The organism is Oceanobacillus phoenicis, assembly GCF_047238145.1.
Taxonomy (GTDB): Bacteria; Bacillota; Bacilli; order Bacillales; family Amphibacillaceae; genus Oceanobacillus.
The window spans coordinates 2,794,566-2,814,007 of the sequence record NZ_JBDFME010000001.1; the positions used below are offsets into that span (position 1 = coordinate 2,794,566).

The following is a 19,442-nucleotide window of genomic DNA, read 5'->3' on the forward strand; positions in this document are numbered from 1 at the left end:
TACACATTATTGAAACATAAGTAAATGAATTTTATTTATTTACCTCTTGCAATTGACCTTCCTACAGTTCTACCGCTAAATAAGCAGCCACCGACAAATGTTCCTTCTAATGCTCTATAACCATGCATACCTCCACCACCGAAACCTGCTACTTCACCTGCAGCATATAACCCTTTGATAATACCTTTTTGTTGATTAAATACTCTTCCAGATAAGTCCGTCTGTAATCCTCCAAGGGTTTTCCGACTAAGTATATGCAGTTTGACACCTATTAATGGACCATTTTCAGCTTTTAAAATGGGATGTGGTTTTGCAGTACGGATTAATTTGTCTCCAAGAAATTTACGTGAGTTATACATGGCAGCTAACTGTAAATCTTTTGTAAATTTATTTGCTAATTGAAGGTCTCTTGCTTTAATTTGAGATGTTACTTGTTCTACCTGTAATAACGGCTTTTCCGTCAGCTTATTCATTTTTTGGATGAGGTCTTTCAAATTTGAAGCCATTACAAAATCTTCACCATGATCCAAAAAATTTTGAACTGGTCCCGGTGCACCAGATTGTGCTCTTTTTAGAACTTCACTTATTCGTTTATTGGTTAAGTCTGGATTTTGTTCTGAACCAGACAAGGCAAATTCTTTCTCAATAATCTTTTGAGTTAATATAAACCATGAATAATCGTAACCTGTCTTTTGTATTGCTTCTAACGTGCTTAATGTATCAAATCCTGGATAGTTTGGTGCATTGAATCTATTTCCTTCTGCATCTAACCAAATCGACGATGGCCCTGGTAAAATACGAATCCCATGATTTTCCCAAACCGAATTCCAATTTTTAATTCCTTCTGTATAATGCCACATACGATCACGATGAACAATTCGTGCCCCCGCATGTTCCGCTATTTCTAACATCTTACCATCAACATGCTCAGGAACTCCGCTCAACATATTTTTTGGTGGTTTTCCAAGTCGCTCCGGCCAATTTTTTCGTATTAATTCATGGTTTGCTCCAATTCCGCCAGATGTAATCACTACATTTTCTGCCTTCAATGTAAAGCTATCTACTACAATTCTGTTACTTGCTTCTCCTCGTTGTGCTATCGAATTTTTTAATATAGAACCTTCCACACCGTAAGCGATTTCATTTTGAACCAATAGATGTTCCGCACGATGACGCGGTAAGTAAGTGACTAATCCTTGCTTTACATAGGATTGCATGCGCTCTGCAAATGGAGTTACAATACCCGGGCCTGTTCCCCATACAATATGAAATCGAGGTACTGAATTTCCGTGTCCAGAAGCTAGACTACCACCTCTTTCTGCCCAACCAACAACTGGAAAGAAACGTATCCCAAAACTACGTAACCACTCTCGTTTTTCCGAAGCGGAAAATTCAACATACGCTTTTGCCCATTTCTTTCCCCATTCATCTTCTTCACGATCAAAGCCCGCTGTTGATTTCCAATCATTCCATGCAAGATCAAAAGAATCTTTTATTCCTAGTCTTCGTTGTTCCTTGGAATCTACTAAAAATAAGCCCCCAAAAGACCACCAAGCTTGTCCACCAAGTGACGATTCAGGTTCCTGATCAATTAGAATCACTCTTTTCCCAGATTGCGCTATCTCTACTGTAGTAACTAGACCTGCAATCCCCGCTCCAACAACAATTGCATTCGTTTTCATTACACTCCCCCTAATAATTATTCATAAAACTAGTATATCTTATTGTCCAAGTAAAGATGACCAATTAACTAGTTTCTCCAGTCTCTTCATATTTTCATTCTCTACTGTGTGAAAAAAGGCGTCTCCGTATATTTCTAACGTTAATTCTAACTATCATTCGTCTTTTGACCAAACCATTCGTATGTCTCAATCTCATCAACATACTCCGTTACATCATCGTTCCAAACCATGTTCCTAAAAACGTGCCTATATAGTTACCAATGATATAACCTAACGTTCCGACAATTAATATAGGACCGATAAGTTGCCTCCAGCCTTTAGCAATTGCAAATGCAGCAGCGGTTGTTGGCCCTCCAATATTAGCATTACTAGCAAGCAGAATCTCTTCTAAATCAAACTTGAATAATTTCCCGAACAATAAAGAAATAATCAAATTGATCATTACAATAATAAATGCAAAAATTAATAATAACGGTGCCGTTTCAAAGATTAGCGAAATAGATGCTGGAATACCAATTACTACAAAGAAAATATGAATTAAAAAGGTTCCGATTTCTTGACTGCCATTTAGTTTTTCAAAATAACTCGGGAACAACGCTAAAACAATAAATGTCATAGTCGTCAACACAAGATAGTGATCTCCGAATAGACCGTGTAATAATTGAAAGAAAAATGATGCTTGTTCGCCACTTGGAATAATTCCTGCAAAAAATTCAGCTACTTTTAAAGAAATAATAACTAATAAAAATGCTGTTCCAACAGACATTGCAATATCTTTTAGTGAAATTTCTTTTCTTTCCCAAAAACTCTCTGCCTGTGTTTTACCTTTATTTTCCGCACTTTGCTTCTCTACTTCTAACACATGCGGAGTAGAAAATCTCTTTCGAAAGAAATTCATTGCAGGTATCATCATTAATAGTAAGAACAAAATAGCCATCATTAGATTATCAGCAACAACTGCAGCGGATACCAATTCACCTGGAGTTTCAAATTTAGCTGCCATTGCTGCAAAGTTAACTCCTCCCCCTATGTAAGAACCACTAAACATTGCTCCTAATTTATCAAGCATTGGGATATGATCTTTAAAAATTAAAAATGCAGTTATTGCTCCTGTTACCGTACCAATCGAACTAAGTAAAAATATCGTTAATAATCTACCGCTTTCCTTCCAAATTTTCTTGAAATTCACATGAAATAAAAGTAAAGGAATTGCTAATGGCACAATTACACTCCATACAGCATCATACACGCTTGAAGCTGTAGGGATAATTCCCAAGTTAGATAAAATTAGAGCACTGACAAGCGCAATAATTGCTCCAGTAACTTTAGAAGCCCAATTAAAACGTTGTTCTAAAAAAATACTTAATGAAGCTAGGACAATGATAATCCCCCATAATGTAATTGTATCGTCTGCTTGAATTAAGGTGTTCTCCAAAATGAATTCCCCCTTTAAATATTTATAATTACTTATATTATCATAAAATACAATTTCATTTAGAGAGAAATTAACTATTGAGAAACAGGTGAAAAAAATTACAATTGAATGCCTTTGCTTATTAGAGATTCATTGGATTGTAAATACGCTATATCATTTAAGTAGATTTCAAGATGACCATTTTCAATATTTAACTTAAAATCATCATTCCCATTATTTGCTTCAGAAACCATAAAATCTATTAGCTCTTTTAATCTACTAGTTAATATCGCTACAAATGCTTTTCTTTTTATATTCGTTACTTCATAAGTATCCATAAACAATTTGGTTCTCCTTATTTGATCATATACATCTACAAATTCATCAGATGAATTCACTAAAGTGAAAGGCACCCATCTGTAAATAGCATAAGATATATCCCACATTTCTGATCCTGGATGCAATGTATCAAAATCAATAATACTTGTTGCTTTATGGTCCTCTATCGTCACATTATAAGGCGCAAAATCTCCATGACACAATACTTCTACAGGGGACATAATAGGTAGCATCCATTGTTCTTTGTTGGTCAGTCTAGACACATAACTTCTACTATATTGATGAAAATTCCATAATAATTTAGCTGCAGATATAAGCATGTCGTCTGTTAATGCTTGTTTAGGTAAAGGATAATGGAATACTTCACCTGGTAAAAAAGACAATACTTCCTTATTATCTTCGGTTATTCCATATGGGTATGGCACAAAATCAGCACCTTCTGCATGAATAAACCTTAAAAAGTCATGAACATCTTGTGTCCATTTATTAGATGGGCGAATTACTTTCTCTCCTAATTTATGTATCTTTCCATTTCTTCCACCATGTAGTATTTCTTTCTTGTTCACCTTATCCCTCCACTCATAAAAAAACAGCCTATAAAACGATTGCTTGTTCATAGGCTGTTCCAATTTTTACTTATATCATTTTAGAATGTTCGAAATCCGATAATACGGATTGTAAATTTTGTAACTGTTCATCATTTAACTCTATTAATGGTAAACGAACTTTTCCAACAGAAACAGATTGTAAATTCAATGCTGTTTTAACTGGAACAGGACTTGGATTTGCAAACATTTCCTGCATGACAGGTAATACTCTCTGATGAATATTAGCTGCTTCTGCTACATGCCCTTGTTCAAAACGACGAATCATTTCTTGCATATCATTCCCTATAATATGCGATGATACAGATACAATCCCAGCAGCACCAACAGCTAAAGCTGGTAAAGTTAAACTGTCTTCCCCGCTATATACAGAGAAATTATCGTCTGTAAGGCGAATAATATTTGTCATTTTTTCTAAATTCCCGCTTGCATCTTTGATGGATACGATATTATCAATTTGGGACAAACGTACAACAGTGGAGACATCCATGTCCACACCGGTTCGTCCAGGAACGTTATATAACATAACTGGTAATTCTGTACTTTGTGCAATCACTTTAAAGTGTTCATACATACTATCTTGTGAAGGCTTATTATAGTAAGGTGCAACCAACATAACTCCATCTACACCAGTTTTTGCTACTTCTTTAGTGAGTTCAATAGATGCTTTCGTATAATTAGAACCCGTTCCTGCAATTACTGGTACCGCTCCATTTACTTTTTTTACAACATATTCGAATAATTTCATTCTCTCTTCATGTGTTAACGTTGGAGATTCACCTGTTGTACCAGCTACTACTAAACCATCTGATCCATTATTAATTAGATGGTCAATTAAATAGTCCAATGCTTGAAAATCGATCTCTTCATGTTTATCGAAAGGCGTCACCATCGCTGTCAATACTTTTCCAAAATTCATATAAACACACCCTTTTTATAATTTGAACAAATTTGCTTAAGAGGGTTTAAGCCAAACTAAAAAGCACCAACGGAAGCCCGTTGCTGCTGAACATATAAGTTCCCCAGCTCGATAGCCCTCCATATAGTCTCCTATATGACAGCACTGTATTTGTTCAATAGCAGCACCAACGAGTTAATGAATGAGTATTTCACTCGCTTCGGCAGATTCCCCTTTCCATACGCTTCAACAGGGCTCATTTCCCTTCTACGTATATACTGATGGTCTCCGCACCTCTATCCAAAACCTATGAATTATGATTCACTTGGTACGTGTATTATAGCAGGAACCATCATGAAAGACAAACATTTTTTATCATACACAAGCTCATCCACAACTATTTTCTAAATAGGTGTGGATATAATCTTGCAGATACGCTAAATTACTATTTAAATTTTAGATATTGAAAAAATAAAAACCTTTATAAAAAATACAGATTGGTTTCCTTTTTAGTATAACTTATGCGCAAATTTATTAGTCGTGCGAAATCTATTCATTTATTCAAGCATAACTTCGCATAAACAGGAAAACCTATATTGTACTAATAATGGCATAAAGGAGAATTCATATGGTCATGCACCGTTTCAAAGATAAAGATGAACCATTCCACTCAGGTGAAGTATATCATTTATGGGGTTATTTATATCAAGTCAAGACATCCTTAGTGACACTGCAAGTTTTTATAAATCATAGTGTCGATCATGACTTCCGCGTATTAGTCGAAGATTTATTAGAAAGTTGTTTTACGCAAGAAAGTGAACAAATTGAAGGAATTTTGAAAGAAGCTGGAATTCGATTACCTCCTTCACCTCCCGATCGACCAAATGTAGATCAACATGATATCCCGGCCGGAGCAAAGTTTAATGATAACGAACTGGCTATCCTTGTACAAAATGAACTAATGGCTGGAAGAATACTTGCAAATACGGTGATCTCTGTTGCTCTAAAAGAAGATATTCGTGATTTATTCACAGAATGTATTAATCAACGTATGGAATACGAACAAAAAATACTACATGTAATGAAACAAAAGGGATGGCTCGTCATACCACCAATTAATATAAAATAAAGGGGAACAAATAGCATGGGAAAGAATCATACAGGTGCTGCGATCCTATCACTGGGTTCTATACCGTTTATTACCACTCTCGGTAATTCTACATTAATTCCAATACTACCTGAAATGAAAGAAGCATTAGGCTTAAGTAATATCCAAGTAAGCTTAACCATCACGCTTTTTTCTATAGCAGCGGCAATTTGTATTCCTGTTGCAGGCTATCTATCTGATCGTTTTTCTAGAAAGGCGATTATCGTACCTTCCTTAGTTATTTTTGGTGCTGGTGGATTGTTGGCCGGGATAGGTGCTGCATTTTTTTCATCTGCATTTATTTGGTTACTTATCGGCAGAATTATTCAAGGTATCGGGGCCGCGGGGACGTTTCCAATTGCCATGGCATTAATTGGAGATCTTTTTAAAGGTAGTGAACAAAGCCGAATGTTAGGGATTTACGAAGCCTCTAATGAACTTGGCAAAGTTCTATCTCCAATTATCGGCGCTGCTTTTGCACTGATTACATGGTATTTTGTATTTTTCACATTTCCTGTGATTAGTTTTCTCAGTGCGATCCTGGTTTTCTTTTTAATTAAAGAAAAGAGAAATAGACAGACTCCACCTCCTTTTTATCAATACGTTAAAGGTCTATTTTTAGTATTTAAACAGGAAGGCCGATGGTTAATTACGGTCTATCTAGCAGGTGGAACGTGTTTACTTACTATCTTCGGTATTCTTTTTTACTTATCCGATAAACTAGAAACAGAGGATCATATTACTGGAGTGTGGAAAGGACTTATCCTTGCCATTCCATTACTTATTTTAGTAACAACATCATATAGAACCGGTAGTAAAATCGGCAAAAATTTTGTAAAAATGAAACGACTAGCTGTGATTGGATTTTTACTTATGACATTCTCCTACCTCTCCCTGATATGGATAGAACCTTTAGTATGGTTTATTTTTGCATTATGTTTTAGCAGTATAGGTGCCGGCCTGGTTTTGCCTTGCGTCAATACAATGATTGCCGGTGCAGTAGGTAAAGAAAAAAGAGGCTTTATCACTTCACTATATGGCTCTGTAAGATATATCGGTGTTGCCCTCGGTCCTTTGCTATTTGGCTGGCTCATGGATTGGTCTAGAACAGGATTATTTTTATCGGTAGCTTGTTTTACTTTTCTCGTAGCAATGTTAGTTTTATTACTGCTTCATGTAAACGGCATGGATGGAAGGGATAAACGAACGAAGATTACGTATAATTATTACTAATATTAACTTCAGAAAAAATCTCCATGTCCTTCAAGTTGTAGTGTTACCAGACCTAGCATAAAACAACTAAAAGCCAGATGTTGTAAGAAGCATCTGGCTTATTCTTAATTAATATTTAATTCTTGTGGAGTTTCTGTCTTTTTATTCATTTTGTGCCTTTCCTTTAAAATGCTCCTCAATATATTGGTAGTGTTCAATATTGTTTGTTATATTAGCGAGCTTGTGTAAGTTTCTTAATAATAATCGGCGATCAATATCAAAAATAAACTCAGTATAAATATGATCAATGGTATTACTAGCAAACCCCCAAATGACATCATGATGTTTTTTATCAGCAGCTCCTGCCAGCCTTGTAAGTGCAGCAATGATATCAGTGATAATAGGATAATTCTTCTGTGCATAATGCCTGATAACACCTAAGCCTTGATACAGATGATATTCAAAATTATCTACTTCTAAAATTAGACGAACCTGATTGTTCTCATCGACTAAATATGGAGAGAACGTCATTTTCTCATCTAAGGTCAATAACAAATCAGTCACTTGAAAAATGGTATTTGATGCAGTTTTAGGATCATCATTCCCCATAGCTTTAATTGCGATTTCTCCTAGTTTATTTAATCCAAATTTTAAATCTTGAATCTCTGTCTCCTTGTGACCAATTCGAATTAATTCAACATACTTTGATTCATCTACATTTTTTGCACCTGGTCCCCAATAGGTAAACAGTTGATTTCCATTTAAAACAAAACTGCCTACACGTACTTCTATTTTAATTACAATATTATCCTTTCTTGCCTCTTTAATAAGATCTTTAAATAAAATTAATTGGATATAACCAGATTTTGGTGATATTACTGTTTCACTTTGAGGATAATCAATATCTAATAAGTTTCCCGGTTCCTCCCTACGTAAATCCTCTAGTTCTTGCGAAAAAGCACCATTTATTATTCCTTCAGAAACATCTTTCATCATATCGGTAATATTATGAACCTGCATCCATGATGTTGCATGATTGATAAAATAAATAAAGACAATGGCAGTGATGAAAGCAATCAAAACTGTCACAAAAGGTACAGCAGAAAAATAATCTACTGGTTTACTGCTAATAAATAAAAACATAATTAAAACATAGACAAAACTACCATTAAATACTCCAAGAATATGTTGCGTTTGTTTGTCTTTTACAAAGTTTTGCAATAGCCTTGGCGAGAATTGTCCACTAAACGTTGTAAGGACTACAAGTAAAGAGTTTAATGTAAAAGCACTTAAAGTTAAGACGCCTCCGATTAGCGAACTAATAAGTAAACGGGTAGTTTCAAATTCTGCCTTAAAAAAATCAGGCATATATAGTGCTAATCCTATACCAACATCAAGATATAACGTAATTGCCGCAAATAAAAAAGTTGCGATAATATAAAGTAATGGTGTCCGCCATAATGTTAAACGAAGTTCATATTGACGTTCTGGCTTAGACATTTGGAAATACTTTCTGATTGAGGGCGGTAAAAATTTTACAAACATATATTTTCTCCTCTATTTTGTTTTTAACACCGGTGTGTTTCATATAGTTCTTACCCGGAATAATGAATTCTAACACCTATAACTCCACCCTAGCGTTACTTTGCTCAATTCTATGAGCCTTTCTTCCATTTCTGCGTATATTGTCAATACTGTTTAGAGTTTAAGCACATCAATGTCTATGTACATTTCGATCGATCTTTTATGTTGTTTTTTGGGTTATGATACGAATGAAAATAATCATCACCTGCAACCTGAACCTTCATTTTTCCTTACTATAAAAAAGTGAGAAAGATCAGTTTTTATGATCTTTCTCACTTTTAAAGATAAGAGATTTATTCTTCATCAAATATATCCATTGATAGATAACGTTCTCCTGTATCTGGTGCAATACATACAAGTTTTTTGTTAGGGCCAATCTTCTTCGCTACTTCCATTGCCGCATATACAGCAGCTGCTCCAGATGGACCAAGAAAAATCCCTTCTTTTTGAGCAAGGTCTTTTAATAAAGTGACAGCTTGTTCATCTTTAATTTGAATGATTTCATCGTATACATTCGTATTAAGTATATCAGGTACGAATCCCGGACTTGTGCCAACGAGTTTATGCGGTCCCGGCTTTCCTCCTGATAAGACGGGTGACCCTTCTGGTTCCACAACCGCCACATGTAGATGGGGTAACTTTTCTTTTAATGTTTCTCCTGTACCTGTCACCGTACCACCAGTACCTGCTGTACAGACAAACGCATCCAATTGATTATCCATCTGTTCCAAGATTTCTAAAGCTGTAGTAATTCGATGGACATCTGGGTTAGCTACATTTTCAAATTGTTGTGGAATAAAACTGTTAGGAATGGATTCTTGAAGTTCTAGCGCTTTACGAATTGATCCTGGCATTTTTTCTTCACTTGGTGTAAGTACGACTTCTGCTCCATATGCTTTTAATATATTACGACGTTCCATCGTACTATTATCCGGCATGATCATTATTGCTTTATATCCTTTAGCAGATGCAGCCATTGCCAACCCAATACCAGTATTCCCACTTGTAGGTTCTATAATAGTGGCACCTTTCTTTATTAACCCTTGTTCTTCTGCTACACGAATCATATGAGATGCAGCTCGGTCTTTAACACTGCCACTCGGATTAAACATTTCTAACTTCACATATATTTCAGCTGCATTTTCTGGCTGAAGACGATTTAATTTAACCATTGGTGTTTGTCCAATTAATTCAGTTACATCATTGACAACACGCATGTGATATCCCTACTTTCTTTCAGTACTCTCTAATAAGCGTTTATCAATAGATATGTCCGGATTAATATCCATTAATTGCTGTAAAAATGATTCTTTCTCTTCAGGTGAGATTGTAACAATATCATACTTCCCACTCTTTATTTGCATTCGATCAAATGAAAGCGCTGGAGAAGTCAACGGAAATTTTGTCTTAAAAATAACTTCTATATCTTTGATTTTTACAGTTTGCTTAACGGGACCATAATAAATAAGTATTTTATCATTGTCAATTCGATAGCCTGTACGAAACCAAAACCATAGTAAAAACAGTCCAATTATAATCATTAAACCAGAAGCGAACCATTGACCATTTAACAGAGGAGCAATAACCCCTAGTAATACGACTACCCACAATATAATCGTTAACCATTTGTCTTTTTTTGACCGAAAATACAATGTAGCTCCTCCTCTTTGCTTGTATCCAATAAGTTTATTATAGACATGTATAGGCATTTTTAGCAAAACTTTCACTGTGTTACAACAGACCAAACTATTAACTAACGTTATAAAGAACAACAATTGTAAAGTTTCTTTACAGTTCCGTCAAAGAAACCATAAGCTGACACGGGGGTATCCTGCATACCCCCGTACAGTATGTAGGATACCCCCTATAAACATGACTAAAAAAGACTGTACCCATAAGAACGGTTCAGTCTTTCAAGGTAATTCTCTTTAAATTTTTTTATGATGTTACAAACCAGCGATCTATATTTTTAAATTCTAACTCATTCAATTTATTTGTTGCAGTCTCATGATTTACATTCCATTCAGATATATCTAATGAACAACTGATAGGAACATCACATTTAATCTCTGCCAATGACCGAGAAAGATGAAGCATTTCTAAATTGGCATTTATTTTAGCTTGTACACCTTTTGGTAACTCTTCGATATTGTTTAACAAATCATCAATAGTTTCATATTCTTGTAGTAGTTTAATTGCAGTTTTTTCACCTATCCCTTTAACCCCTGGGTAGTTGTCCGAAGAATCTCCCATTAATCCTTTTAAATCAATAATTTGCTTTGGTGATAATCCTTTTTTTTCATAAAAATTATCCTGGTCGAACACCTCGTAATTACCTTGGCCTTTGCGCATAATAGCTACTCTAATATTTTCTTTAACTAATTGCAAAAGATCTTGATCACCAGTTAGGACTGTAACTTCATTTTCCACACTATACGCATGTGCTAAAGTACCAATACAATCATCTGCTTCAAAATTTTCTAAGCCGATATTCGGCATATTAAAAGCTTCTACTACTTCTTTCACTAAATCAAATTGTGGAACCAACTCTTTTGGTGGTTCATCGCGATTCGCTTTATATCCTGCAAATAACTCAGTCCGGAAAGTTTTGCTCCCCATATCCCAACAACAGATAACATGTGTAGGCTCAAATTTCTGTACGGAATCCATTAGATAGCGTAAGAACTGGTACACGCCATTAGTTGGAACTCCTTTCGATGTATACATAAAATTACCGCGGAATGACGTTGCAAAAAATCCTCTAAACAATAGTGCCATACCATCTACAAGTAATACTTTATTTGATGCCATTTAAGATCAGTCCTTTCCTTTTATATCGTGCAACAGCTTTTCGAGCTGCTTGGAACGCTCTAAAATCATTTCTATATCAACTGAAACAAACATACGATTAATATATTGTTCTGCAATTTCTTCTACTTCAGCTTGCCACTGACTTTTCAGTTGATTAAACTTTGCTGTCCATTGCTCTTCGTAGTCTTTATATAAAATCGTATTCCCTTCATCTACATAAGCTTTTACATAAGGTTCAATTATAGCATAGAATTGATCTTTTATCGTCTCTTTTTGATTTTTAACGAAGAAACTTCTTGTATCTTTATAGTTAGAAATTACTTTTTTCAAACTTGCATCTTTCTCTATTGAAATGGTTGGATATTTTTCAGGTGTGCGCAATTCCGGTAACTCTATGCTTGATAACTCAAAAATACCATCACGATGAAAAGTAAAAGAAGTAATTTCTTCATGAATTTCTTTCATACAATCATGGATTAAATGCTCCATTCGTAGCGCAATAGCTTGTAATTCTTGTTTTAATTCTTGATTAATGTAAATAATCAACTCCTCAAATTGACGATAAAGTTGATCTCTTCCTGCTGAACCAGATTCCGTAATAGTTGTCGGGTTGTAAATTTCTTTAAATAAATCATGGAAACGAATACCGAAACGTTGTGCGACATAAAATGTTTGTTTTTCTAATTTCTGCTGCAATCGAGTAATATACGAATTATCATTAAACGTTGAAACAAATTGAATTGCTTCATTTCTAGCATCATTTATTTCTTTTTTGCGTTGTTCTTTTCCGGATTCATCCATTTGTAAAGATCGGATGTACTCCATTAAAGCATGATATGCTCTTTCTAAATCTCTCACAGCAGCCTGTTTTGTTAAGGAAGTTAGATCATTATGAATAAAACTATAAAATGATTCCTCTAACTTCATCATTTCATCATTTAACGGTTCTTTTGCTCTTTTTTCTCGTAATGACTGTTTGCTCGAAACAGGATATAGACGTGGGTGACGAATTCCCAACTGAATTAATTGTTCTTCTACATAATTTGTCACTAACGCAAGTTCTGTTTGATCTACAGCTAAATCACTAGCATTCACAATGAAAAACATCTTATCTAATTCAAAGACATCCTTCACTCTTCCTAATTGCATTAGAAAATCTTTATCTGCTCGCGATAAGGCATGATTATAATACGTTACATAAAGGATTGCGTCTGCATGTTTAATGTATTCAAATGATACATTTGTATGGCGAGCATTTATGGAATCGGCACCAGGAGTATCTACTAAAGTTATTCCTTGTTGGGTAATTCCACAATCGTAGTAGAGATCCATTTCTTTTATAAAGCATGCTTTCGATTCTTCTGTTACAAAAGAAGAAAACTCCTGTAAAGTTATAATCATCTCACTACCAAGATAATCCTTCATTTGCTGATAACCATTTTCTATCGCCGCTAAATAAGAGCGATACATACGCTGAAGATTTTCGTCTTTTGTAATTGCTTTTTTGTCTACCCACTTAATCAATTCCTCTAACGTACCTTCTGGGGGGCGATAGGCTTTTGTTATTCGTTGTACGTCTTGAATCATCGCAGTCTCGCTTTTTACAGATACCACTACTTGACCATGCTCATACGGCTCTTGAACTGGACGAATTCGATTTACAGCAGCTGTAGTAGGATTAGGTGACACAGGTAAAACTTCTTCACCAATCAACGCATTCGCAAATGATGATTTCCCCGCACTAAAAGCACCAAATAAAGCAATGGTATACGAACGATTTTTTAAGCTATACTCTCGTTTATTTAAATCATTTTGAAAACTTTCAAAACCTGACAAATCCAGAATTGAACTTGCTTCAATCATTGACTTTTGTAATGCTCGTGTACTAACTTTTGAGAGCTGCGTACTATTCTCTTCCACATGATCATCAATCTTTTGCACCTCTGACATCATTTCAGTCTGTTGCTCTGCAGTGTCCTCTTCGTTATACGAGCCATTTGGTTTACGAAAGTGAATTTGATGCTGCATTTCTTCTAACGATTCATTAGAAGGCTTAGGATCAACCAACGTTTCTTCTAAAAGACGAAGATACTCTTTTTTCTCTTGGATAATTAATTCTTTATTTTCAGCTGTTTCTTTTAATTGATTTAAATGGTTTAGCTCCATATTCACGCTAGAAATTTCTTGTGCATTAAGTTGCTCTAATTGTTTTGACACTTCATCAAGCATGGATCTCATCTGACGTCTGAATTGGCCTTTTACCTGTTCTGCCAAATCATTCGTATAAAGTAAAACAAAATCACCGTTCACTTCTGCTCCTTTGCGAATAGCTTTAGCTAAATCGCGCTTATCTAATTGTAATTTTAAATAAGGAAGAATTTGCTCACGAAGACTACTAGGTAACTGTTGTTTATTTATCTCTTCATACCATTTATCACGTATCTTCCATTTTAAAACTGTTTGTGTGGTTTCGTTTATCCCATCTAGAAATTGCTGCTCTCGTTCTTGTTTTGCCTCTTCCGTCTTTTTCTGTGATTTAAAAATACCTCCGATTTTAAAGCCAGCTTGTTGTGATTCTAAATATGCCTTTGCTTTCTCTCGAAGTTCAGCAGGCATTAGGTAAGCATTTTTTAATGTTTGCTGAAGTTCTCTTGTAAACGACTCTTTTAAATTTTCACCTTGTTGTGTAAGTAGTTGTATGCGAGCCGACAAATCATTCCATTTTTCCTCTTTTTCTGACCATTCGGTATCCGTTGCAAATAAATCTAACTTCTTTTCCGTATTATTATGTACAAAAGACTTATGATCTTCTAAAATATGCATCATGCTCGTAGATGTATGAAGATAGTCCTTTTTATTGCGAAGCATCTGGTAAACAAATGCAGATAATTCATCCCATTGATTGTAATTTGCTTGCGGTTCTTTAAGAGATGTGTAGAAAACCTTCGAAGGATGCAAATTCCATTGATCAAATGTTTGTTTAATTTTTTGCTGGAATTCGTCGAACGTTAATTCCTCATCGTCATGTTTGTCGATTTGATTAACAATTACAACATAAGGAAGCTGTTTCTCTTCCATTGTTTGTAAAAATTGCAAGTTAACTTCTGATTGGACATGATTATAATCTGTTATATAAAGCATATAATCAGCTAAGTGTAATGCAGATTCTGTAAGCATCCGATCCGCATCATCTGCAGCATCGATTCCAGGTGTATCTAATATCGCCGTTCCTTCTGGTAAGATGGCTGTGCTCGTACTGATATCAATCCTACTAATTTGTCGTTTGTCTGTTGAATATTGCTTAATTTCTTGTAAATCATATGGCTCTGTATACACTTTTTTATCTCCGTTATGAAAATAAACGTTGGCTACCCCTTGTCCAGACGTAATTTTAACGATATTTGCACTTGTTGGTATAGGGCTATTCGCAAGTAATTCTGATCCCATTAAATGATTAATCATCGATGATTTTCCAGCTGAAAAATGCCCCACTAATGCGATAATCAGTTCTTGATTTTGATATTTTTCTAAAACATCTATTATTCGATCCGCATGAATAAAATCACCATATTCACGCATTTTTTCGTATAATGCAACAATTTGCTTTTGATTAATCGTATTCTGATGTTGAACAACCATGACTGTCTTCCCTTCCTTTTTCCCTGCCCACATTTTACCCCTATTATACGTAATTATAAGGACATTCGCCACCAAAAATCTATCGTCATTAGTTTACATAATATTGATATGGTAAACAAACTGTAAAAATAAAAATATCCCGGATGTCATTCGCTTCATCCGGGAATAGGTGTAAATAATCCCTAAACAGGATAAACACCATGTTTTCTTTCTGTAAATGTCATTTTCTTATTTTCATAGATACTGTATCGTTGAATTAATTCCTTGCGCAGTTCATTTGGATTGATAATATCATCAATTACCATCTCTGATGCAAGTCGATATACATCAATATTTTCCTTATATTCATCTTGCTTTTGTTTAATATAGTCCGCTCTTTCTCCTTCTGGTAATTTAGCAATTTTATTCGCCTCTACTGCATTGACTGCAGCTTCTGGCCCCATGACAGCGATTTGTGCATTTGGAAATGCAAGGCAACAATCCGGTTCAAATGCTGGCCCTGACATTGCGTAAAGTCCAGCTCCATAAGCTTTACGCACGATTACCGATATTTTTGGAACGGTAACTTCACTCATTGCAAATAACATTTTTGCACCGTGACGAATTATCCCTTGCTTTTCTACTCCTGTTCCGATCATAAATCCAGGAACATCTGTTAAAAATAATAGTGGTATTTCAAATGCATCACAAAGTTGAATGAATTTCGCTGCTTTATCCGCTGAATCAGTAAAAAGAACTCCTCCTTTTACTCTTGGCTGATTTGCGATAATACCAACGCTCTTACCATTTAATCTTGCAAGGCCAGTTATTAATTCCGGTGCAAACTTTTTCTTGATTTCGCAAAAGCTATCTTCATCAATCGTACGATTAATTAGTTCATACATATCAAAGGCAGCATTTTGATTTGTTGGTATAATTTCATCAATAGTTTTGTTTAGCTTTTTAGGTGCTTTTGCTTCTTTAGGCGATGGTTTTTGACGAAAATTTGCCGGAAAATAATCTAAATAGGTTCTTGCAAAAGCGATAGCCTCTTCTTCAGACTCGACTAGCACATCGCCCACACCCGAAACAGAGCAATGCATATTTGCTCCACCCATTTCTTCCAGCGTAACCTTTTCACCAATTACTTTTTCTGCCATACGCGGTGACCCTAAATACATGGAAGCATTACCATCTACCATCACGACGATATCACAAAAGGCTGGTATATATGCTCCGCCTGCAGCAGAAGGACCAAACAATAAACAAATTTGTGGTACCCTACCAGAAAGTTTAATTTGGTTATAAAAGATCCGCCCTGCTCCTCGACGACCTGGAAACATTTCGACTTGATCGGTAATTCTAGCACCAGCTGAATCTACTAAATAGAGAATCGGAACTTCCATTTTTTCGGCTGTTTCCTGAATACGCAATATTTTTTCTACTGTTCGTTTCCCCCAAGAGCCCGCTTTTACAGTCGAATCATTCGCCATTACACATACGGTCTGACCGTTAATTTTTCCAATTGCGGTAATAACACCATCAGCAGGTAAATCTTCTGCTGAATGATTGGCAAATAACGCATCTTCCACGATAACATCCTGATCAAATAAAAGTTCGATCCGTTTACGAGCATATAATTTACCCTTATCAGCGTTACTTTCGTGATACTTTTGCTTTCCGCCTTGTTCTATTTTTTCGATTCTTTGTTGTAATTCTTGAATATAATCCATCGTCCTCGCTCCTTTCCTTACTTCATCTACCTTGATAATTCGGTTTTCTCTTTTCTGCAAAAGCTTCGAGACCTTCTAATCTATCTTTGGTAGGTATCACTTTTTGATAAGATAGATGTTCCATTTCTAACCCTTTTTCTAATGTTGTTTCTAAACCATTGTTGATAGCATTCTTCGCTAACTGCACAGCAAGTGGCCCATTAAATGCAATTCTTTTTGCTAATTGAATAGCTTCATCTAGTAATTGCTCGTCGTTGACTGACCGCTCGATCAAATGAAGACGTAAAGCTTCTTCCGTAGTGATTGGTACAGCCGAATAGATAAGTCTTTTAGCATGGCCGACACCAATGGTCCTTGGCAATCGCTGTGTTCCGCCAGCTCCAGGGATAATCGCTAAAGATGTTTCTGTTAATCCTAACTTCGTCTTATCCACGGCTATACGGATGTCACATGCTAACGCTAGTTCTAATCCACCGCCAAGAGCAACACCATTTATTGCAGCAATTACAGGTACTTGTAATTTTTCTACTCGATTAATCGTCTCTCCAATTTTTCTGACGGCTTGAATTACTTGATCATCAGTCATACCTTTTCGCTCTTTTAAGTCAGCACCAGCACAAAAAGCTTTCGTTCCAGCACCTGTCACAATCAAACAACGGATCGTTTCATTTTGTTCAATATCATCAAAGAGCTGATTTAATTCATTCAAAAGACTTTGAGACAGCGCATTTGCTGCTTGGGGGCGCTGTAAAGTTATGATTCCAATATACTTCTCCACTATCTCATAATTTATATAGTCCATCGAATCCTCCTAAAAACGTTTATTCTACGATTGCTAGGACGTCACCTTCGTTTACAAAATCACCCTCGTTTACTTTCCATTCCTTCACTGTACCAGCAGATTCAGCGGCAATTGGAATTTCCATTTTCATCGATTCTAAAATAACGATATCCTGTCCAGATTCCACTTTATTTCCTTGCTCCACCGTAATCTTCCATACATTTCCTGCCATACTTGCTTTCACTTCCATTGATAATTCCTCCTTATTTTTGATAGTAATCTTGGATAAAGGTTGTAGTCGTTTTCCCCTCTATGTAAGCAGGATAATCGATTATTTCTTTTATCATTGGGATATTTGTTTTAATTCCTTCTACTATAAAATGATTCATAGCAACTTTTAAATTCGCAATAGCTTCTGTCCTTGTAACGCCTGTGACAATGAGCTTAGATATCATCGGGTCGTAAAATGGTGTTACTTGATCCCCTTCCTTTACTGCACATTCATTTCGAATACAATCCCCTTTTGGTAAAGAGAAGTGAGTAATATTACCAGGTGAAGGGAAAAACGTAATCGGATCTTCTGCATAAATTCTAGCTTCAATAGCATGACCAGTTTGCAATATGTCATTTTGTAAGATTTGCAGCGGTTCACCTTGAGCTATTTTAATTTGTTGTTCCACAATATCGATACCGGTTGTCTCTTCTGTAATTGGATGTTCCACTTGCACACGAGTATTCATTTCTAAGAAATAGTAGTTTCCTTCCCCATCAACTAGAAATTCAATGGTTCCTGCATTCGTATAATTAATTTGTTTTGTTGCTCTAATGGATGCTTCTCCCATTTCTTTACGTAAAGTATCGGATACAAATGGAGATGGAGCTTCCTCGATGACTTTTTGATTCCTCCGTTGAATGGAGCACTCTCTTTCAAATAATTGAATAACATTTCCATGATGATCGGCTAAAACTTGAAATTCGATATGCCTAGTTTCTTCTATTTTTTTCTCTAAAAACATGGAACCGTCACCAAAAAAGTTTGCAGCTCTTTTTGAATTGCTATCAAATGCTTTCACTAATTCATCATCATTATGAACAATTTGCATTCCAATTCCGCCGCCTCCAGCAGATGCTTTTAGCATAATTGGATATCCAATGTCTGTTGCATACTTTACAGCTTCTTCAACAGAGGAAATTGCCTCTTCTGTACCAGGTACAATTGGTACACCTGCTTGTTTCATCGTCTTTCTTGCTGCTATTTTATCTCCCATTAGCTCAATGATTTCAGGAGATGGCCCTATAAAGGTAATATTCTCCTTCAAACAACGATTAGCAAAACTAGCATTCTCACTAAGGAAGCCATAGCCAGGGTGAATAGCATCAACGTTTTCTTCTTTGGCTATTTCAAAGATTTTATCTACATTCAAATAACTTTCCTGCACTCGATTCCCACCGACCAAATAAGATTCGTCTGCTTCTTTTACAAATAAAGTGTTTTTATCAGCTTCCGAATAAATGGCTATCGATTCAATATTTAACTGCTTACATGTACGAATGATTCTCCTGGCAATTTCACCTCGATTGGCAATTAACAATCTCTTAATCATAGAATCCTCCTCAC

15 protein-coding genes and 1 riboswitch are annotated in these 19,442 nt (G+C 35.6%); of the genes, 2 read left to right on the top strand and 13 right to left on the bottom strand.

The features are described 5' to 3' along the window. Positions 1-35: 35 nt before the first annotated feature. From ABC346_RS14010 to dapA, 4 genes are all read right to left on the bottom strand, one after another. Positions 36-1,682, bottom strand: coding sequence for an FAD-binding dehydrogenase (locus ABC346_RS14010; protein ID WP_413235429.1), 1,647 nt, complete (start codon positions 1,680-1,682; stop codon positions 36-38). 208 nt (positions 1,683-1,890) lie between these two features. Beyond that, a complete protein-coding gene (locus ABC346_RS14015; RefSeq protein WP_413235430.1) occupies positions 1,891-3,117 on the bottom strand; it encodes a DUF819 family protein in 1,227 nt (408 codons plus the stop codon). Positions 3,118-3,215: 98 nt separating this feature from the next. Beyond that, positions 3,216-4,001 carry an aminoglycoside phosphotransferase family protein gene (locus ABC346_RS14020; protein ID WP_413235431.1) on the bottom strand — a complete coding sequence of 262 codons (786 nt, stop codon included), beginning with the start codon at positions 3,999-4,001 and terminating at the stop codon, positions 3,216-3,218. A gap of 70 nt (positions 4,002-4,071) precedes the next feature. Beyond that, entirely contained in the window at positions 4,072-4,959 is an 888-nt protein-coding gene (gene dapA / locus ABC346_RS14025; protein WP_413235432.1) for a 4-hydroxy-tetrahydrodipicolinate synthase, read from the bottom strand. Between the two features lie 104 nt (positions 4,960-5,063). Further along, a riboswitch (Lysine riboswitch) is annotated at positions 5,064-5,245 on the bottom strand. Between the two features lie 321 nt (positions 5,246-5,566). On the opposite strand from dapA, the gene ABC346_RS14030 reads away from it, so the two are divergent. Further along, complete coding sequence (locus ABC346_RS14030; protein WP_413235433.1) at positions 5,567-6,067, top strand: DUF3231 family protein; 501 nt, start codon at positions 5,567-5,569, stop codon at positions 6,065-6,067. Positions 6,068-6,082: 15 nt separating this feature from the next. Then, positions 6,083-7,318: an MFS transporter gene (locus tag ABC346_RS14035; protein ID WP_413235434.1), complete on the top strand. Its 1,236-nt coding sequence runs from the start codon at positions 6,083-6,085 to the stop codon at positions 7,316-7,318. 141 nt (positions 7,319-7,459) lie between these two features. Here ABC346_RS14035 and ABC346_RS14040 read toward each other — a convergent pair whose 3' ends face one another. From ABC346_RS14040 to ABC346_RS14080, 9 genes are all read right to left on the bottom strand, one after another. After that, positions 7,460-8,842, bottom strand: a complete 1,383-nt coding sequence (locus tag ABC346_RS14040; protein ID WP_413235435.1) for a DUF2254 domain-containing protein — start codon at positions 8,840-8,842, stop codon at positions 7,460-7,462. A 332-nt stretch (positions 8,843-9,174) separates the two neighbouring features. After that, positions 9,175-10,098, bottom strand: a complete 924-nt coding sequence (cysK, locus tag ABC346_RS14045; RefSeq protein ID WP_413235436.1) for a cysteine synthase A — start codon at positions 10,096-10,098, stop codon at positions 9,175-9,177. A 9-nt stretch (positions 10,099-10,107) separates the two neighbouring features. Beyond that, positions 10,108-10,533: a PH domain-containing protein gene (locus ABC346_RS14050; protein WP_413235437.1), complete on the bottom strand. Its 426-nt coding sequence runs from the start codon at positions 10,531-10,533 to the stop codon at positions 10,108-10,110. 286 nt (positions 10,534-10,819) lie between these two features. Beyond that, on the bottom strand, positions 10,820-11,692 hold the full coding sequence (locus tag ABC346_RS14055) for a 5'-3' exonuclease (protein WP_413235438.1): 873 nt from the start codon (positions 11,690-11,692) through the stop codon (positions 10,820-10,822). 6 nt (positions 11,693-11,698) lie between these two features. Next, positions 11,699-15,331, bottom strand: a complete 3,633-nt coding sequence (locus ABC346_RS14060; protein WP_413235439.1) for a dynamin family protein — start codon at positions 15,329-15,331, stop codon at positions 11,699-11,701. Positions 15,332-15,513: 182 nt separating this feature from the next. Then, positions 15,514-17,043: an acyl-CoA carboxylase subunit beta gene (locus ABC346_RS14065; RefSeq protein WP_413235440.1), complete on the bottom strand. Its 1,530-nt coding sequence runs from the start codon at positions 17,041-17,043 to the stop codon at positions 15,514-15,516. A gap of 22 nt (positions 17,044-17,065) precedes the next feature. Then, complete coding sequence (locus ABC346_RS14070; protein ID WP_413235441.1) at positions 17,066-17,845, bottom strand: enoyl-CoA hydratase; 780 nt, start codon at positions 17,843-17,845, stop codon at positions 17,066-17,068. Between the two features lie 19 nt (positions 17,846-17,864). Next, the gene (locus tag ABC346_RS14075; protein ID WP_413235442.1) at positions 17,865-18,074 is read right to left on the bottom strand and encodes an acetyl-CoA carboxylase biotin carboxyl carrier protein subunit; all 210 of its coding nucleotides are present in this window, start codon (positions 18,072-18,074) and stop codon (positions 17,865-17,867) included. A 13-nt stretch (positions 18,075-18,087) separates the two neighbouring features. Then, positions 18,088-19,428 carry an acetyl-CoA carboxylase biotin carboxylase subunit gene (locus tag ABC346_RS14080; RefSeq protein ID WP_413235443.1) on the bottom strand — a complete coding sequence of 447 codons (1,341 nt, stop codon included), beginning with the start codon at positions 19,426-19,428 and terminating at the stop codon, positions 18,088-18,090. Between the last annotated feature and the right edge of the window lie 14 nt (positions 19,429-19,442).

Excerpts from the sequence above, each read along its gene's own strand:
- cysK (WP_413235436.1), bottom strand. The coding sequence starts at position 10,098 with ATGCGTGTTGTCAATGATGTAACTGAATTAATTGGACAAACACCAATG.
- ABC346_RS14065 (WP_413235440.1), bottom strand. The coding sequence starts at position 17,043 with ATGGATTATATTCAAGAATTACAACAAAGAATCGAAAAAATAGAACAA.
- ABC346_RS14080 (WP_413235443.1), bottom strand. The coding sequence starts at position 19,428 with ATGATTAAGAGATTGTTAATTGCCAATCGAGGTGAAATTGCCAGGAGA.
- ABC346_RS14035 (WP_413235434.1), top strand. The coding sequence starts at position 6,083 with ATGGGAAAGAATCATACAGGTGCTGCGATCCTATCACTGGGTTCTATA.
- dapA (WP_413235432.1), bottom strand. The coding sequence starts at position 4,959 with ATGAATTTTGGAAAAGTATTGACAGCGATGGTGACGCCTTTCGATAAA.
- ABC346_RS14075 (WP_413235442.1), bottom strand. The coding sequence starts at position 18,074 with ATGGAAGTGAAAGCAAGTATGGCAGGAAATGTATGGAAGATTACGGTG.
- ABC346_RS14010 (WP_413235429.1), bottom strand. The coding sequence starts at position 1,682 with ATGAAAACGAATGCAATTGTTGTTGGAGCGGGGATTGCAGGTCTAGTT.
- ABC346_RS14055 (WP_413235438.1), bottom strand. The coding sequence starts at position 11,692 with ATGGCATCAAATAAAGTATTACTTGTAGATGGTATGGCACTATTGTTT.
- ABC346_RS14060 (WP_413235439.1), bottom strand. The coding sequence starts at position 15,331 with ATGGTTGTTCAACATCAGAATACGATTAATCAAAAGCAAATTGTTGCA.
- ABC346_RS14040 (WP_413235435.1), bottom strand. The coding sequence starts at position 8,842 with ATGTTTGTAAAATTTTTACCGCCCTCAATCAGAAAGTATTTCCAAATG.
- ABC346_RS14030 (WP_413235433.1), top strand. The coding sequence starts at position 5,567 with ATGGTCATGCACCGTTTCAAAGATAAAGATGAACCATTCCACTCAGGT.
- ABC346_RS14070 (WP_413235441.1), bottom strand. The coding sequence starts at position 17,845 with ATGGACTATATAAATTATGAGATAGTGGAGAAGTATATTGGAATCATA.